Below are 17,699 nucleotides of genomic sequence, written 5' to 3'. Positions count from 1 at the left end.
AAAAACGGAAGACCAAATATGGAAATAGGCATAGATAGTTTCGCATCGGCTATGTACGGAAGTAATGAACTGAATAGCGTTGATGCAATGGAGCAACTGCTGGACAGGATTGTAGCGGCGGACGAGGCTGGGCTCGATGTTTTCGGAATCGGGGAACATCATAAAAAAGAATTCCTTGATTCCGTTCCGGCGGTGATACTCGCGGCTGCTGCTGCCCGCACCAAAAGAATCAGGCTGATGAGTGCGGTGACCGTACTGAGCACATCGGATCCGGTTCGCGTGTTTCAACAATTCGCTACACTGGATATTATCTCAAAGGGACGTGCGGAAATTATTGCAGGTCGGGGTTCTGCCACCGAAGCGTTTCCATTGTTCGGTTATAACCTGAATGATTATGACGCCTTGTTCAAAGAGAAGTTAAAATTGTTGTTGCAAATAAGGGACGAGGAATTCGTTACCTGGTCAGGTAAGTTCAGGCCCGCTTTGCATAATCAGCCAGTCTATCCGCGTCCGGTACAGAAGAAATTGCCGGTTTGGGTTGGCGTCGGCGGAACTGCGCAATCATTTGTCCGCGCCGGTACGCTGGGGCTTCCCCTGATGGTGGCCGTCATAGGCGGGCAGACCGAAAGTTTCAGGCCGCTGGTAGATCTTTACAGAAAGGCCGGAAAAGAGGCTGGTTTCAAGCCGGAAGATCTGAAAGTCGGACTGCATTCACCGGGTTATGTGGGCGATACCGATCAGTCCGCGATCGCAGATTATTATCCTGGCTATATGGAATCTTGGTCTAAAATAGGTCGGGAGCGCGGCTGGCCGCCGGTTACCAAAGCGCAATTTGATGCAGGTGTCTCTCCAAAAGGAGTCCTGGTAGTCGGCGGGCCGGAAACGGTGGCCGAAAAGTTGAAAAGACACAGCGAAGCACTCGGTGGCATCGATCTTTTTACATTCCAAATGGACATTGCTGGGCTGACACACCAGCAGCTAACGCGGTCTATCAAACTGATCGGCAGCAAAGTTATCCCCTTGGTCAATCAGCATATAGAGAAGCCTTCTCCACCTAAAAGTTTACCTAAAGTTTAATTACCGAGATCATTTTTTATCATGAAAAAGAAAAGCAGTTTTTCAACCGATGGACAAAGGGCTGACATTGGCGGAATGGAAATACACAGAATGCTGCCTAACAGGTATGCCGACGCCGTTGGCCCATTCGTTTTTCTTGACCATATCGTTCCGCAGATTCAGCCCAAAATCAGCAATGATGGCACCGGCGCACATCCGCACAGAGGCATCGCTACACTCACGTATATACTTAATGGTGAGGACGAACATTTTGACAGTGCGGGAAACTATGCCGTTGTACATTCTGGCGGTTTGCAATGGATGAATGCAGGCAACGGGATCATCCATGACGAGACGCTTAATCACGATTCACAGTCGGATTCCAAACTGGTTCATGCATTACAATTCTGGATCAACCTTCCCTCGGAAATTAAAGACGGCAAACCGGGATACTTGGCAGTTGAAGGAAACAAAGTGCCATTTAAAAACCTGCCGCATGGAAAAGGATGGATCAAAGTAATCGCCGGTTCGTTCGAGGACCTGAATGCTGAGATCCCTAGTTTTTCAGAACAGTTCCTGTACCACATCCATCTGGAAGCGGGTGCCGTATTTGAGATTGACTTTGCTGATAAACTGGAAGTTGCCGCTTACCTGCCCGAATTGCCAGGCATTATCAACGATGAAATCGTCAATGCTGGCAACTTTATAGAGTTTGACAGAGAAGAAGGAAGTATTGAACTGCGGAATGAGAATGCAGCTGCGTGTGATTTTCTACTATTTGGCGGCGCATCTTATCAGGAGCCGATCTTTGCAGAAGGACCATTCGTTATGAATTCCAAGCTGGATATCGCAAACGCGTATCGCGACTATTATAATGGCAATTACGGCAAGATCGATCACGAAAAACAAAGGGCGAAAGCGCAGTAAGAGTCGCTTTATTTTTCATCAATTATCACCCACTTATCGGATATTTTTAGGAAATTAAAAGTGGTAACTGTTGCATTTTCAGTTAAATGATTGCCTGAAAGCAAGCGGGGAAAGATTTGTTTTAGTTTTGAAAAGTCGGCTGAAAGATTGCGGGTATTCAAATCCGAGTTCGTAGGCGATTTCAGAGACGGACGAGTTGGAAGTTGAAAGTCTTTCCTTCGCTTTTTCAACAAGCTTTTCCTGAATGTGGTGCTGGGCATTTTCACCTGTCAACGACCGCAGCATATCACTCAAATAGCTTGCCGACATGCCTAATTTGTCGGCAAGCATTTGAACGGTTGGAACGCCGCTTTCGGAAGCGGTTCCATTTTTAAAATAATCATCTAAAATATCCTCGATCTTTTGCAGCAGGTTATTATTGCCAACTTTTCTGGTAATAAACTGCCTTCCATAAAAACGGTTGCTGTAATTAAGCAGTAGTTCAATCTGGGAAATCAGCACATCCTGACTGAATTGATCGATCCTGTTATTGAGTTCTTCTTCGATAATATTGAAAACTGCAAAAATAGCGACACGCTCTTTTTCTGAAAGATGCAATGCCTCATTAGCTGCATAGTTGAAGAAGCCATACTGCTTCATTGTACTGGCCAGCGGGTAGGAAAGCAGAAAGTCAGGGTGAACAAGCAGCAGGTAGCCGGAAGTTGCACTCGCGCTTGGACTTTCAAAAATTTGGCCCGGCGCGGTAAACACCAGGCCACCTTCGCCAAAGTCATAATAATTTTGCCCGTACTTGGCCTTCCCGCACAGATTCATTTTGTAAGCGATCTTGTAAAAAGGCATAACCATTGAGGGTGGCAATGCACCCGGAGTTATGGTCATGTCTTTGATATTGATAAAACTTACCATCGGGTGCAAAGGCTTGGGAAGCCCAAACACCCGGTGAAAGTCGGTCAATGATTCAAATTTGTATAAAGCAGGCGCTTCTGTTTTCATAACTTAAAGATATTGAACTTTGACCAAATATGCCCTACCAGGGCGTTACGCCTGTCTCCGGATTATATTCTTCGCTAAAAAACTGCCCGGTTGGCCCGTCGCCATCGATCATCACGTATTTGGCGATTCTCGCTCCCCCTTCCTGAACTGTTCCAGTGCCGCGGTGACCGTTGAAGTCCGTAGCTACAAAGCCAGGGCAAACTGCATTGACCTTAAATGGCGTGTCCCGAAGCTCGTAGGCCAGGTTAATGGTGTACATATTCATCGCAGCTTTGGAGGAAGTGTAAACCGCAGCTTTGTGATCGTAATATTTCCAGGTTGGATCGCTGTGCAGCGTCAAAGAGCAGCCACTCGATGACACATTGACGATCCGAGGCTCAGGCGCATTGCGCAGCAGGTCAATGAACGCCTGTGTTACCCGGACTACTCCATATAAATTGGTATCAAATACTTTTTCGTATTGATCAATATCCGCTTCCAAAGCCGACTGCGGCATTCCGCCATTGATCCCTGCATTGTTGATCAGTGCATCCAGCGACTGGGTCTTCTGTCCAATGGTTGCACGTGCAGCAAGCACTGAGGCGGCATGTGTAACATCCAGTTCGATTGCTTCGGCATGATCGAGGCCTTCGGCTTTCAACTTTTCGATTGCGTCTAAGCCATTTGATAATGTGCGGCTTCCGAGATATACATAATATCCTTGCAGCAGAAGCTGGCGTGCGGTTTCAAAGCCAACACCTTTGTTAGCTCCGGTAATCAGTACTTTTTTCATGTTACTTGGATTGGTTGTGATAGGTTAGTGCAAATTCTTTTGCAAAATCAGCCAGCTTTACTTTGCCCAGTGCTGGTTTGTTGCGATAATAATCTTCGTAAAGGCTTCCGTCATGTTGCGCGGCCTGCATTTCAACCAGGCCCTTTGCGATCCATTCGTTCATCCCTGCGTCCAGCATTTGTTGCAGCATCTGTTCACGCGGGATCACCAGCCATTTTAGAACGGGCATTCCAATAGCGTCTCCTAGCGCTTTTGCAATTTCATTTGGAGAAACTTCATCGCTTGCCAGATAATGAACTGACCTTCCCTTGAAAGGTTTTTCCATTTCTTCTGCAATGACTGCCGCAATGTCCAGGGGAGAGACCCAAGGCTCTTTCTGGTCGCCTCCATAGGTTTGAATGATGGCTGATTGTGACTTAATAGAAGGGACATACCGGTATAAATTGGTGAAAAACCCAACCGGCCGCATGAACTTAATAGCAACAGATTCGGGAAGTTGATTCAGGATCGTCTCGACCGTGTTGTGCAGATACAGGCTCCCGATCCCTTGGTTTGTATGGGCGCCAATGCTGCTTAAATGTACAATGTGTTTTACCCCAGAATCTTCAATGGCTTGTTTGTAGTTGTTTCCGACTTTGGTAAAAGCAGCAACAAAATCTGCGTTTTTATCAAATAGGTTTCCAATGCCTTCCCATGCTTCCATCAGATAAACAATGTCGGCTTCTTTAAACGTGGCTGTTAGAAAATCGACATCTTGAATGCTGCCAATTGCCGCTTTTGCGCCTAATGCTTCAATGGCCTGCCGCCGCTCTTCTTTACTGCTAATGATGGTCAGGGAATGGTTTTTTCGGATTAATTCTTCTGCTAGCGGCTTGCTGATATTTCCCAGGGAACCCGTGATTACAATGTTCATTCTGTTTCTGTTTTTTTGTATTACAAAGGTGCGCAACCTTCAAAAAGCAGATCTAACAGAATCGGAGCATGTCATAACTAAATTGAGGAAACAGGATAATGCTACGTCTTGGGTAAACTTTGATTTGCCGTTACTTTCTAGCTATTTTCATCGTATTTGAATAATTTACATGGATGAGCACCAAGGCTAACGTGTGGCCTGGCAGAAATATCTTAATTATATGTACGAGGCGTTTTTTAATTATCTGGAAAAATTCAGTTCTGAACCCGTTTCAGAAGATGACAAGGTTTTGCTTAAAAAAGCCTTCGTTCCATCCAAATTACGGAAAAGACAATATTTTTTACAGGCTGGCGACCAGTGCAAAAATTTTGCTTTTATTGTAAAAGGAGCCATGCGGCAATATTCAGTGGATGATAAAGGCACTGAATATATCGTCAGATTAGGGGTTGAAGAGTGGTGGATGGGCGACCGTGAAAGCTGGGTGATGCTTTCGCCAAGCATTTACAACATTGATGCATGGGAGGATACTGAAATGCTTTTGATCAACAGGGCCAACGTCTTGGAACTCATCAAGACGATCCATCCATTTTGTGAAATGATCCAGCAGCTGGACGAGAAAAATAACATTGCTAATCAGCGCAGGCTCACTTCAACCATCAGCTCCACTGCCCAAAAACGCTATACAGAATTTGTCGACTGTTATCCGGAATTAGTACAGCGATTTCCGCAGCATATCATCGCGTCATACCTCGGCATCACGAAAGATACATTAAGCCGCGTCAGACGACAACTATTACAAAATAAGGCCATTTAGCCGTAAGTAGTCATTTGTCTACTGTATTTTTCGGCTTAGATCATCTTTAACTTTTACGCTGCATCGGAACTTTGCCTTTATAAATTAAAAGCAAAGTATCATGCAAAATGTAAAAACAGGCCTTGAAGCGCTTCTGCGTCCCGAGGACAGCATTCTCGTCCTAATTGATCACCAGCCTTACCAGTTCACTAACCTGAACAGCCACGAGCCTACCATCATTATTAACAATGTTACAGGTCTCTCAAAGGCAGCAAAAGTGTTCAATGTCCCCACCATCCTGACGACGGTTATTGAAGAACGCGGCGGCTACATCATCAAACAGATCCAGGATGTTTTCCCTGAACAAAAACCGATCAACCGGACATTTATCAATACATGGGAAGATCCCAAGGTGACTGATATTGTAAGGGAAAGTGGTCGTAAGCAACTGATCCTATGCGGCTTGTGGACAGAGGTTTGTGTTGCCATGCCAGCGATCCAGGCATTAAGCGAAGGGTATGATGTATTTGTGGTTACCGATGCATGTGGAAGCGTCACAGCAGAAGCACACGATATGGCAGTACGCAGGATGGTTCAGGCCGGTGTGGTGCCGATTAATTGGATGGCCGTTGCTGCCGAATGGCAACGCGACTGGGCCCGGATGGAAACAGCCCGTCCATTATCCAGTGTTATATTAGAACACGGCGGAGGAAGCGGCATATCACTCGCTTGGGAACTGCAACTTTTAGCGACTCCTGTACAAGAAAATAATTGACAATCGGAAAGCAACATCCTGATCAATTCAGGGTGTTGCTTTTTGTTTTTTTTCACAACAAAAATTAAAGAACATGAACAATGAAGCAGCCCAAATGATGGAAGATAATCTCAACCAGGTTTGGAATGAAAAAGACCCGGATGCCAGGTTGAAGGCCATTGAGAAAATTTACGATCCCGCAGCAAATTTGTACCACGTAGGCGACCAGGTTACAGGTCTTGATGCCATCAACAACAGCGTAACAACTACATTGAAACATTTGCCCGCCGACTTTGTATTTACCAAACTTAAACCGGTGATAATCAATAACAGCATTGGCAGGCTGATCTGGGGAGCTGGCCCCAAAGGCGAGTCCCCTGTCGCGACCGGAATGGATATCGCCCATTTCGAGAATGGCAAAATTAAGTCACTGTATGTTTTTCTCGACAGCCGTCCTTAATTCTGCTTTCAATTTCTGACTTCCGTGCTGGTAGTATTCGAGCCAGTCTTTATCTCTTTTGAAAGCTGATAATATTGATTGTCTAATTCCGAGAGCGCTTCCAGCCGCTCATCTCAAAGCTTTTAACATCATTCTTATATTCCCAATCACCATCGCCGCGTCGTCCCGATGCACAAAGTGCCCGCTGTTACTCAGATAGATTACTGCACCACCTTTACTGGAAGAATGAATAAAACGTCTCCATCTCAGCATATTCGAGCTATTTTTTACTTCAAAAAATTGCTTGTGATCATATTCTTTACTTCGGCGTTCCATTGGAACTTCAAGCTTCCCGCCGACAAAAAACAGGACGGGCACCTGAGGCACGGATAAGCTGGTAAGCTCAGCGAAGTCGGTTTTTCGGAGATCCGTTAAAACCTGTCCCTCGCTCCATGCGGCATAGCGCGACGAATCAACTTTTGAAGCGGTATATAGCCGCTTCTGGAGCATTTCGTCAATCCGCTTTTCCGAGACCCCTATATCTCTAAAGATCTGATTCCAATCGGCTTTTGTCTCTGTAAAATCGGCGGGGTCAACAAACACGAGTCCCGCCACATCATTGGGATAATATCCTGCGAAAGCCCGCACATATACGCCACCCATCGAGTGACCGACCAAGATGTACGGCGGTTCTATTTTCAGTTCCGTCAAAAGTGATTTTAGGGTCGCTGCTATCTTCTGAGGAGTGGGCAGCTGAAAAACCTTTTCTGATTTCTCCACGCCCTGCCTGTCATAGAGAAAAACAGGAGTATTTTTAGCAAGCGAATCCGTTATGGTATTCCAATTTCCTAGCCCCATACCCATGCCATTTTCAAAAACTAATACCGGCTGACCTGGCTTTCTTTGCTCCAAGCTTCTCGTGAGGACATGGTAATTGACGCCGTTTACATTAACCATTTTTTCCTGGGAGAAAGCGGAGAGCGTGGATGCCAGCAGAGTTAGAATAGTCAGGATTTTTATCGACATACGGTGAGTGTTTAAGAATGACTAACGTAAAAGGCGAATGTTGTCAAAATCTTGTCGTACGACAACACGAATCTATCCATTTTCCTCGGCTTTCTCTATTTTACAGGAAGCCATCCATCTTGTGGTCAGACTGCTCCTAAATATGAAGTTCAGGTCGGTTATGGGCCATTTGCAAGGTGGCGTAGGTGAAAAGTTTTAAGTGAGCCAGCCGCCTTAACAGTTAACCTGTCTAACCCACCCTCCAGATTGTCCACCTGCCGGTTTATTTGCTATTCTTTTCTTGTCTGAGCTTGTAGGTTTGAGTCATCATATCACCAATAAACCGTCAGATGATGAAGACACAGATCACATTCAGAGGCCTCTTACTTATCGCGCTGCAGCTTTTTGGAATTTCGGCAGTGCTCGCTCAATCATCCGCAGAACCCATAAGCAGCGGCGGCAATCGTAACGAACAAACTTTCAGCGATATAAAGCAGATCAAAGCTGGCGTTCTGGATGTGGGCTATGTGGAGGCCGGTCCCATTGACGGCCAGCCTGTCCTGCTCCTTCATGGCTGGCCTTATGATATTTACAGCTATAAAAAGGTTTCAGAAATATTGGCTGCGAAAGGCTTCCGGGTGCTGATCCCATACTTGCGGGGCTACGGAAGTACGACATTTCTTTCGCAGGAAACACGCCGAAACGGCCAGCAATCAGCTTTTGCGGTGGATATTATTGCATTTATGGATGTGTTAAATGTAAAAAATGCAATCGTAGGTGGTTTCGACTGGGGAGCGCGCACTGCGGATATCATGGCTGCATTGTGGCCGGAACGTGTGAAAGGGCTCGTCTCGGTGAGCGGTTATCTGATAGGAAGCCAAAAAGGTAATCAAGCGCCTTTGCAACCGCAAGCTGAACAATTGTGGTGGTACCAATATTATTTTGCTACGGAGCGAGGCGCCGCAGGTTATGAAGCCAATACTTACGAATTCAATAAACTCATCTGGCAGACTGCTTCGCCGACCTGGAAATTTGACAAGTATACATATGACCGTTCCGCGGCTTCCTTCAAAAATCCCGATCACATTAAGATCGTCATAGATAACTGTCGCTGGCGGCTCGGGCTTGCAAAAGGAGAGGTAAAATACGATGAGCTGGAAGCCAAGCTCGCGAAATTTCCGTCGATCAACGTGCCGACAATCACTCTGGAAGGGGATGCAAACGGCGCGCCGCATCCTGATCCCGGCACTTACGCGGCCCGTTTCACAGGCAAGTATGCACATTATACCATCAAGGGCATTGGCCACAATTTACCTCAGGAAGATCCCGAAGCATTTGCGAATGCGATCCTGGAAGTGGCCGGGTGGATCAATCAATAATTTCAAAACAACTTTTAATATCAATAACAATGGAAAATCAAATCGTTTTTGCAGCCAAAGCCGCTGCATCAGTAAGTAAAGTCTTATATACAGCAAAAGTGCACATCACGGGCGGCCGCGAAGGCGCAGCAAAAAGCTCAGACGGGCGTTTGGATATTAATCTTTCTTCGCCAGGAACTTCTGGCCAGGGTACTAATCCGGAACAACTTTTCGCGGCTGGCTGGTCTGCCTGTTTTCTCGGAGCCATGCAGATCAATGCGTCGGCTTTAAAGATCAAGCTCCCTGCGGAAACCTCCGTGGACGCGGAAGTTGACCTGGCTGCCGGCGATGAAGGTTACGCATTACAGGCGCGGTTGCAGGTTAATCTTCCAGGCTTGTCGCAAGATGACGCGGCCCAGGTTGTGCAGGCCGCGCACCAAACTTGTCCTTATTCGAAGGCGACCAAAGGCAATATCAATGTGCAGATTGTAGTGGCAGTTTAATGTCGCGTATTCAAAACAGACGCTACAAAGGTAAGTAGCAAGCTTATGTCACGTGATGTACTGGTTTGGATCACAATTAAAAATTAAAACTTATGAAAAAGACAAAAAACATTTTAGCGCTGGCAGCAGGCTTATTCTTCATGGTAACTCTTTCCAGTGGAGCCGCAATTAAAAAACCAGCCGATAAAAAAGACGTAAAAAGTGACGGCTTCGTAGTCTTGGAATTATTCACGTCCGAAGGTTGCTCGAGCTGCCCGCGCGCTGATGAGTTACTCGGAAATGTTCAGAAGCAAACTGGTGACAAACCGATTTACATCCTTGCTTACCACATCGATTACTGGGATCACCAGGGATGGAGGGACATTTTCAGCAGCCCCGAACACACCAAACGCCAATATTGGTATGCCACGAAGCTGAATTCGCAAGTCTATACGCCACAGGTGGTTGTCAACGGCAAAGCAGAGTTTGTCGGATCCGATGAGGCTGCTTTAACCAATGTGCTGCGAAATAGCCTGGAAGGTGTCCCAGCCAACACCTTAAAAATAACCGGAAAACCAGAAACAGGGAAAATGGCTGTTGCGTACGAGGCATCTGGAAATAGGAATGTTGACCTAATGATAGCAGTCGTTCAAAAAAACGCAATTCGTCAAATCAAACGCGGTGAAAATGGCGGACGTACATTGCGGCACGTTCAGATTGTGAGGAAATTAGAGTCCTTTAAACTGAGTAACACCGGAATCGGAGAGGTAAGCGTTTCATTGCCAGGTGAATTCAGCTCGGGCGAATGGGAAGTCATCGGTTTTTTACAGGATACGAAAACAGGGGAAATATTTGCAGCGGATAAGCTCAATTCATAAGGCCTGAATCAAATAGGCATTAGTCACCCGTTGAAGCATCTTATTTTCAACTGAGCGCAGGCGCTATTGTTACTTAAAGTAAAAAGTGATGGGTTTACCCCTTGACTTCAAATCCAGAGGGCTGTTTAAGCAGCGGCGAGAGCCGTGGTAAATAGCCCTCTGGATTTGAAGTCGTCATTTTTTTGCTTTTGTAGCTTTCGTTGTTACAGTTGCAAAGTATTAATCAAGTTCTTCTTTATCCACGTAAAGCTATTCTGACTACGAATAATAACTTGTCCTAACCGGTAAGCTTCGTCATACTAGGGTCATTCGTAGATAAATTAGAATTAATTTGATTTATATGTTTTATTTCCTGAGATTTAAGAAGTAACCTTTACTCTATCAATGAAAGAAAATTTACGTAAGCTTCTGAAAGATATCTTTCTCAGTTCGCTGGCTAGCCTGACAGTATCATCACCATATTCTGCTGAACACATATCTGAAATTGGAAACTCAGGGGTCGATGAAAACCAAGAGCCTTACAAATTTACGGCGAATAGTAATTTCTTATTGAATAGACCCGAGCTAACTAAGCCATTCATTTTAAAGCGATTTGACGAGTTCCATGCAGTAAATCTGTCTCATAGAAGTCACCGGTCTCATAGTTCACATCGCTCCCACTATTCGGGAAGTAGTGGCTCTTCGTCTGGAAGCAGCTCTGGATCCACATACAGAAGCCCAAACACTTCCTCGGGAAGTGCTGGTTCTTCAAGCACGACCCAGTCAGGTTTATACCAATCAAACCCATCAACCCCACCTAATAAATCAGAGCAACCGGTATTAAGGCTTGCTCCGCCAAAAGTCTTTAAGTTGGGAGACCGGATTATTCGCCGGGGAATGACCGGTATGGATGTAACGGAAGTTGTTAATATACTTTTGAAGAAGAAATATCTGGAGGGGGATAGTTCATCAAATTCATTTACCGTTGAGTTGGAATATACATATGTGATCGAGGATGCTGTTAAGCGCTTTCAATCTGACAATGGGATTGACCCCGTTGGCATTGTTAATCCCCAGACCGTTACCTTTTTAAAATTGAACAATTAGCAATTATGGATGTGCTTGCGAGTACGGATGAATTACTCCAATTTATTGTAAACGAAGATATTTATAGTGAAACCGTAATATTTAAAACCATATATTGGCTTGCTCCAATTGCTTCATTTGATATTTTAAAGTTTCCTCCTAAGTCGTTTTTAATCACAGCTAGGCCAAATACAGCTTCGTTTTCAGAAGAAATCAAGAAGGAAATCGAGATTCAACTGAGAAAGGGATTGGTAGACTTCAAGGTGAGAGATCTGATCAATCAGGAAACAAGTTCTGTACGGAGCATGATCATTGCCAAAGCTTTTGATAATGATGGGTTTCTTGATATCGAGCCTCAAAGTCAGATTAGTGATCCAATAGGCTTTGATCCAACCCGATGAAAAACATCATTTCTAATACATACTCACGAAAATTCAGAGGCATATCAACGTTCGAAAGCGAGGCTGAAAGCATATATTTTCTGCTGCCTTTTAAATTCCATTCAATTAGTATTGATCGGGAAGTGCTTGTAAATGAGATAGGTGACTATTTAATAGTACCTCAGGGAACCGCAAAGGCAATAGTCCATAGAGAAATTGACTTTTCTTCCAATCTTTACCGTGATCTTGTTGCCAACTTTTTCATTAGCCCTACACCTGTACCCGAATTATTGAATGTTATTTCTACTCGCTATCGAACAAAGAAAAAATCACTCGGAAGCTTTACGTCGCTTCATATTTTTGTAGTCACTTTAAGATGCAATCATTCTTGTCACTATTGTCAAGTTTCTCGCGCAGCCGAAAGCAAGAGCGAATTTGATATTTCATACAAAGACCTCGACGCAGGGATTAATCATATGTTCTTATCTCCCTCTGAGGAGCTAACAGTGGAATTTCAAGGTGGTGAGCCTCTCCTGGCCTTCGATAAAGTTAGATATGCTGTTGAGCGAATTCAACTACTAAATGAGGACTTTAAAAAGGAGATTAGTTATGTGATCTGTACAAATTCGACTATTCTAAATGATGAAATATTATTGTTTTGTAAGAATTATAATATCCTAATCTCAACTTCACTTGACGGACCGGCTTTCATTCACAATGCAAATAGGTTCAAGTCGGGTCGAGCCAGTTATGATTTAGTAATCGAAGGGATAGATAGAACGCGCCAAGCATTGGGTCATGATAAGGTATCAGCTTTGATGACCACCACAGCACTAAGTTTGAAATATCCCAAGGAGATAATAGACAATTATGTTGAGAATGGTTTTGGGAACATATTCCTGAGGCCAATAAGCCCATATGGTTTTGCTCTGAAGAATCAAAAAAAGAATCACTATCAAACAGCTGAATTCCTCGACTTTTATAAGCAAGGATTAGAACATATCTTGAATCTTAACGCGCAGGGTGTCTTTTTCAAAGAAGATTATACTTCTATAATTCTTCAAAAAATTCTCACTCCCTTCACTGAAAACTATGTTGATTTACAATCACCCACGGGCTTGGTTAGTAGTGTAATTGTTTTCAATTATGACGGCTTTGTCTATGCGTCAGATGAATCTAGAATGCTGGCTGAAATTAAAGATTACACCTTTCAGCTTGGCCACGTTACTCAGCCTTATGAAGAGTTGTTTTTGGGAGACAAGGCTAAACAAATTTTAAACAACGGCGTCGCTGAATGCCTTGCCGGTTGTAGCGACTGCGCGTTTTTGACGTATTGCGGAGCTGATCCCGTTCTCCATTATGCTACGCAAAATGATATGCAGGGACATCGTGCGTTCTCCATATTTTGCAAAAAAAACATGGAGATCATTCGCTACCTCTTTGAGATGCTTGACATCAGGAAGGGATATGTTGAATCGACATTCCAATCGTGGATACATAAACCGGCAGCATAGTCATGATGGAACTTAGATCAAAAGGAAAACCCCTTTCTTTCACACAACCAATCATAGGCAGAATCACTTATGGCCTAGCTGCCGAATCATCCATTTTAATAGATCATAGTCTTGATAATACCGATGTCAGCGATGGGTACCTGGCCGTGCTTACAAAACGTTCAGTCACAACACATTTGAGTCCTATTATTCACTCAATACCCTCTATTCAACCTTTAAGTGAAGGTGACGTCATAATGATGCTGCCGAATGGAATAATACAGACACTATTTCGAGTCAACTCTTTGGATAACACATTATTTACTACGGATAGATGTAATAGCAATTGTTTGATGTGCTCCCAGCCACCAAAAGACATTGATGACATCGAATACTATTATAATGTGAATCATCAGGTCATCAGTCTGATTCCCTCCACCACTGAGATCATTGGGATCACGGGCGGAGAGCCTACGCTTCTGGGGAAACGCTTTTTCGACATGATTAGCCATATAAACCGAAAGTTACCAGCTACAACAATACATATATTGACCAACGGCAGGTCGTTCGCATGGAAAAACTTTACGACCCGGTTTGAATCTGTGAATTCCTCAAATCTCGTGTTAGGAATTCCATTGTATTCCGACTACTACCTGGATCATGATTATATTGTTCAAGCCTCCCATGCGTTCAATCAGACTGTTTTGGGCTTGCATAATTTAGCATCCATCGGAGCTAGAATAGAACTTCGCGTCGTGCTGCACAAACTAACTTTTAAAAGATTGCCAGAACTGGCAAAATTCATTTTCCTTAACTTACCTTTTGTCGAGCAGGTTGCATTTATGGGATTAGAGTATACAGGTTATACACCGCATAACGACAAACTACTTTGGATTGATCCTTTGGAATATGCTGACGAGCTGGATATAGCTGTAACTTACCTAAATAATAATGGAATAAATGTTTCCATTTACAATCATCCATTGTGCTTATTGCCAAAACCAATGTGGAGATTCTCGGTAAAGTCAATTTCTGACTGGAAAAGGCATTTTCTGCCAAAATGTGACAGTTGCCTCGTGAAAGCGGATTGTGGCGGAATTTTCGCGACTTCGAGAAAAGTAAGTTTAAATATAAATCCTCAGTAAAAGGCATGTCAAGAGATTATTTTCGACCGATAGCTTTACTGATGTTTTGCTTACTACTTATCAATCCAGTTTTGTTGTTCTTAATTTCAAAGAACTTGTTCTTTGTGTTACTAAGTGAAGCTGTCATGTTGTTGACCTTCGCATTTGTAATTTATAAGGCGCCAAGATTACAGGTGTATTATTTCAATTTTGTTTTTTTGATTGGTATCTTCATTCAAGCAGAGGCAGTTTTTTCCTTTGTATTTGCTGATTACAACATCCGAGATATCTATTCGGTAGAAAGGCACTACTATTTTAATAAACCGCTACTCAGGGAAAGGTTCGTAGATAAGGAATTTATAGTTGATTATGTTACAAATGCTCAGGGGTATAGAATAGGTTCCGAAGATGATCCTGAGACGACAGTAGAAAAAGTTGACTGGTTGTTTCTGGGCGATTCGTACACACAAGGTGCACAAGTGTCAAACGAGCAGCTGTACACATCGTTGCTGTACAGAGACTTTCCTAATAAGATAATTTTGAATGCAGGCATCAGCGGCTTCGGTATCGCTGACGAGTACCATTTTTTCAAGCAAAAGGGGTCTAAACTTAAGCCTAAAAAGGTCTTTCTGCAGATTTGCAATTTTAATGATTTCATGAAGGTCGAAGAGCGCACAAGCAATCTCACCGACTATTTCATGAACTACTCTAACTTTTACCGTTACCTCGTCTACCCTATTAAATTCGCTAATCCCGCTCAACTTCCACTAGGTCGATGGACGGAGCCTTTTTATCCGGGCCAGCAGGCTAACGCTGACTACAACATATTTTACAAACAGCAGTCAAAACAAAAGAAGCAGGATCTCAAAAATTTTGAAGAATTTCTTGATATGCTATCTAATGATGTAATTGAAGCTGGGGGCGAATTGATTGTTTTACAAATCCCTACCAAAGAGCAACTATACTACCATTACTTGGAAGAAGTTGTGAGCAATTTTAAGCTGGATATTAGTCAGTTGGATATGCATCTGCCAAACAAATTTTTGAACAACCTGTGCAGTAGCAAAAAAATCAAGTACCTGGATCTATTTGAAGCCTTTAGCTCAGTGGAATCTGAGGTGTTCTATCAGTACGACGAGCATCTGAATGCTTCTGGCCATATGGCCATGTCGTCAGCGATAGGAGAATTCATGAAGAGTGACGGCAGCTCCATCCAATATCTAAGTAAACATAATGCAGGTGACAGATATCCTAGTTTTAGCAGTGATGGTCAATCAATGTGTTTCCAGTCTGTGAGAGATCAGAACATGGAATTGTTTATATCGGACGTGGATATGACCAATGAATTCAGGCTGACTTTTAACCAAATCGACGAGCTTCATCCATCATTCTTAGAGGGAAATTCCAAGATCGTTTTTACAGAGGGCAACCAAGATTCTGGCGATACGAAATTAACCACATTAGATGTTGGCGGAGGCACAAGAGCTTACTTGGATAAAGATTACTACGGAGCAATACCGTCTATCGGAAAGCAAAATACACTAGCTTTCGCTCGTTGGAACAAAGCTAGTGATGGCAGAATGACTAACCCGGCAATTGTGTTTAGTGACTTATCATCTGGAAAAACACGCACTATAACAAATAATGAGTATGAGAGCTGGCGGCCTGTTCAGTTTGGAGATTCACTAGCTTACATATCAAAGCGTGGGGGTAATTTTAACTTATATATGTACAGCTTAAAGACTCAAAAGGAAAGCCAACTCACCAATAGTATCTATGAGATATGGGATCCCAATTTTTCGCCGCATGGAGAGAAGTTGGTGTTTTCCATGAAGGTTGATGATAACTGGGATTTGTTTATTCTTGATCTTAGGACCAGGAAATCTACCCGGTTGACTAAAACACCCGGTGACGAATGGGATCCTGTTTTTTCACCAGATGGATGCTATATCTATTTTGCTGGTGTTTTTGGATTGAGAAATGGTATATATCGGCTACCTATTTCACAAAAATAAATCACTATGGATTTGTACTCGGCGGAGCATCTAGGTATAATTCTGCCGATAGAACTAATCCTCTTCTATATACTTCCAATTCGCTTTCGGAATTACTGGCTTGCATTTGTTAGTCTTACCTTTTTGTCGACTTATAATTTAGCAAGCGCTTTTGTTGCCATAGCTATCACATTAGTGATTTATATTTGTAGTAGGTTGATAATTTTATCAAAAGAGGCTAGCGCAAAGTACTGGCTATCAACAGGAGTTGCCTTAGTACTCGCATTGCTTATACTTTCCAGGCAGGGGAGCGATCGCATATTTGGGGTACAGTATAGTTGGGTAGGAATATCCTATTATAGCTTAATGGCAATTGCCTATCTGATCGAGGTTAAGGCTGGAAGATTGAAGATCCTGCCAACTTTTCATAACCTCCTGCTTTACATTACCTTTTTCCCTCAACTGCTGGCTGGCCCGATTGACAATTCTCTTAAACTCCTTATTCAATTGGGAGATGGAGTCAACTTTTCATGGCACAGGACTTGGATTGCAGTTAAGCACATGATTTATGGCCTTTTCTGTAAGCTAGTTTTAGCAGATCGGTTGTCGGAAATTGTCGAACCTGTTTTTGATGGTAATGAGAAAATTGAAGCCTTGAATCTATTCATTGGCTCGATTGGCTTTTCTATTCAGATTTACTTCGATTTTCTTGGCTATACCTACCTCGTTATGGGAATAGCAATGCTATTTGGGCTGAATCTAACTCACAACTTTAATAAGCCTTATGCTGCAAGTAATACCAAAGATTTTTGGAAAAGATGGCATATATCGTTGACTGAATGGTTTCGACGATACATTTTCATTCCGTTGGGTGGCAATAGAGATAAAAAACGCTTACCGGTTCTGATAATTTTTGTGTTCATATTAAGCGGCTTATGGCACGGCTTCTACTGGAATTATTTTGTTTGGGCGTGTCTACATTCCTTTCACTACCTGATCGGTATCTATCTAATGAACTATTCTGTGCCCATTACAAATAGGTTTTCAAAATCGATAGCTTTTCTAGAATGGGTCGCCTTTATACTTTGGATTAATCTAACTTGGATCGTATTTCGAACTTACGATTTGCGGGCGTTAGCGAGTCGATTGACTTTCACACTAACCACCGAAGGGACATTTGAGGTGGCTCCAAAAAGCGGCACACATTTTTGCACAACCTGATGCAAAATGGGAGTTCAGAAGGGGAGCAAAACCAGAAAGAGTTACGATGCTG

At 43.4% G+C, this 17,699-nt stretch carries 18 protein-coding genes; 14 read left to right on the top strand and 4 right to left on the bottom strand.

Annotated elements, in window-relative coordinates; translation table 11 throughout:
- The first annotated feature begins 18 nt into the window (after positions 1-18).
- Both B5X68_RS18135 and B5X68_RS18130 read left to right on the top strand, forming a co-directional pair.
- On the top strand, positions 19-1,077 hold the full coding sequence (locus B5X68_RS18135; RefSeq protein ID WP_082216197.1) for an LLM class flavin-dependent oxidoreductase: 1,059 nt from the start codon (positions 19-21) through the stop codon (positions 1,075-1,077).
- Between the two features lie 21 nt (positions 1,078-1,098).
- Complete coding sequence (locus B5X68_RS18130; protein WP_082216196.1) at positions 1,099-1,983, top strand: pirin family protein; 885 nt, start codon at positions 1,099-1,101, stop codon at positions 1,981-1,983.
- A 78-nt stretch (positions 1,984-2,061) separates the two neighbouring features.
- Here the strand turns inward: B5X68_RS18130 and B5X68_RS18125 are convergent, their stop codons facing one another.
- The 3 genes from B5X68_RS18125 to B5X68_RS18115 are packed head-to-tail and all read right to left on the bottom strand — an operon-like array spanning position 2,062 to position 4,661.
- Positions 2,062-2,976 (bottom strand): helix-turn-helix domain-containing protein, encoded by a 915-nt coding sequence (locus B5X68_RS18125; protein WP_082216195.1) that lies wholly within the window; start codon positions 2,974-2,976, stop codon positions 2,062-2,064.
- 34 nt (positions 2,977-3,010) lie between these two features.
- Positions 3,011-3,748 (bottom strand): SDR family oxidoreductase, encoded by a 738-nt coding sequence (locus tag B5X68_RS18120; RefSeq protein WP_082216194.1) that lies wholly within the window; start codon positions 3,746-3,748, stop codon positions 3,011-3,013.
- Position 3,749: 1 nt separating this feature from the next.
- Positions 3,750-4,661 carry an NmrA family NAD(P)-binding protein gene (locus B5X68_RS18115; RefSeq protein ID WP_082216193.1) on the bottom strand — a complete coding sequence of 304 codons (912 nt, stop codon included), beginning with the start codon at positions 4,659-4,661 and terminating at the stop codon, positions 3,750-3,752.
- 220 nt (positions 4,662-4,881) lie between these two features.
- Here B5X68_RS18115 and B5X68_RS18110 point away from each other — a divergent pair, with 220 nt between their 5' ends.
- The 3 genes from B5X68_RS18110 (at position 4,882) to B5X68_RS18100 (ending at position 6,668) form a co-directional block, all read left to right on the top strand.
- Positions 4,882-5,475, top strand: a complete 594-nt coding sequence (locus B5X68_RS18110) for a Crp/Fnr family transcriptional regulator (protein ID WP_082216529.1) — start codon at positions 4,882-4,884, stop codon at positions 5,473-5,475.
- A 100-nt stretch (positions 5,476-5,575) separates the two neighbouring features.
- Positions 5,576-6,229: a hydrolase gene (locus tag B5X68_RS18105; RefSeq protein WP_082216192.1), complete on the top strand. Its 654-nt coding sequence runs from the start codon at positions 5,576-5,578 to the stop codon at positions 6,227-6,229.
- Positions 6,230-6,302: 73 nt separating this feature from the next.
- On the top strand, positions 6,303-6,668 hold the full coding sequence (locus tag B5X68_RS18100) for a nuclear transport factor 2 family protein (protein ID WP_082216191.1): 366 nt from the start codon (positions 6,303-6,305) through the stop codon (positions 6,666-6,668).
- Between the two features lie 108 nt (positions 6,669-6,776).
- Here the strand turns inward: B5X68_RS18100 and B5X68_RS18095 are convergent, their stop codons facing one another.
- A complete protein-coding gene (locus tag B5X68_RS18095) occupies positions 6,777-7,673 on the bottom strand; it encodes an alpha/beta fold hydrolase (RefSeq protein WP_082216190.1) in 897 nt (298 codons plus the stop codon).
- A 329-nt stretch (positions 7,674-8,002) separates the two neighbouring features.
- Between B5X68_RS18095 and B5X68_RS18090 the strand changes: the two genes are divergently transcribed.
- The 9 genes from B5X68_RS18090 to B5X68_RS18050 all read left to right on the top strand — a co-directional run bounded on the left by B5X68_RS18090 (position 8,003) and on the right by B5X68_RS18050 (position 17,647).
- The gene (locus B5X68_RS18090; RefSeq protein ID WP_141110336.1) at positions 8,003-9,031 is read left to right on the top strand and encodes an alpha/beta fold hydrolase; all 1,029 of its coding nucleotides are present in this window, start codon (positions 8,003-8,005) and stop codon (positions 9,029-9,031) included.
- A gap of 29 nt (positions 9,032-9,060) precedes the next feature.
- Positions 9,061-9,513, top strand: a complete 453-nt coding sequence (locus B5X68_RS18085) for an organic hydroperoxide resistance protein (RefSeq protein ID WP_082216189.1) — start codon at positions 9,061-9,063, stop codon at positions 9,511-9,513.
- Positions 9,514-9,605: 92 nt separating this feature from the next.
- Positions 9,606-10,370, top strand: coding sequence for a DUF1223 domain-containing protein (locus tag B5X68_RS18080; RefSeq protein ID WP_082216188.1), 765 nt, complete (start codon positions 9,606-9,608; stop codon positions 10,368-10,370).
- A gap of 384 nt (positions 10,371-10,754) precedes the next feature.
- The gene (locus tag B5X68_RS18075; protein WP_082216187.1) at positions 10,755-11,456 is read left to right on the top strand and encodes a peptidoglycan-binding domain-containing protein; all 702 of its coding nucleotides are present in this window, start codon (positions 10,755-10,757) and stop codon (positions 11,454-11,456) included.
- A 5-nt stretch (positions 11,457-11,461) separates the two neighbouring features.
- Complete coding sequence (hxsD, locus tag B5X68_RS18070) at positions 11,462-11,836, top strand: His-Xaa-Ser system protein HxsD (protein WP_082216186.1); 375 nt, start codon at positions 11,462-11,464, stop codon at positions 11,834-11,836.
- Complete coding sequence (hxsB, locus tag B5X68_RS18065; protein ID WP_082216185.1) at positions 11,833-13,329, top strand: His-Xaa-Ser system radical SAM maturase HxsB; 1,497 nt, start codon at positions 11,833-11,835, stop codon at positions 13,327-13,329. The genes hxsD and hxsB overlap by 4 nt, the downstream gene beginning before the upstream one ends.
- A 2-nt stretch (positions 13,330-13,331) precedes the next feature.
- Entirely contained in the window at positions 13,332-14,453 is a 1,122-nt protein-coding gene (gene hxsC / locus B5X68_RS18060; RefSeq protein ID WP_212568015.1) for a His-Xaa-Ser system radical SAM maturase HxsC, read from the top strand.
- A gap of 5 nt (positions 14,454-14,458) precedes the next feature.
- Positions 14,459-16,447: a PD40 domain-containing protein gene (locus tag B5X68_RS18055; RefSeq protein WP_082216184.1), complete on the top strand. Its 1,989-nt coding sequence runs from the start codon at positions 14,459-14,461 to the stop codon at positions 16,445-16,447.
- Positions 16,448-16,453: 6 nt separating this feature from the next.
- Positions 16,454-17,647: an MBOAT family O-acyltransferase gene (locus B5X68_RS18050; protein ID WP_082216183.1), complete on the top strand. Its 1,194-nt coding sequence runs from the start codon at positions 16,454-16,456 to the stop codon at positions 17,645-17,647.
- Positions 17,648-17,699: the final 52 nt, after the last annotated feature.

The organism is Dyadobacter psychrophilus, from assembly GCF_900167945.1.
GTDB classification, from domain to species: domain Bacteria; phylum Bacteroidota; class Bacteroidia; order Cytophagales; family Spirosomataceae; genus Dyadobacter; species Dyadobacter psychrophilus.
Note: the sequence above shows the minus strand (reverse complement) of the source record. Positions and strands in the feature narration are given on the sequence as shown.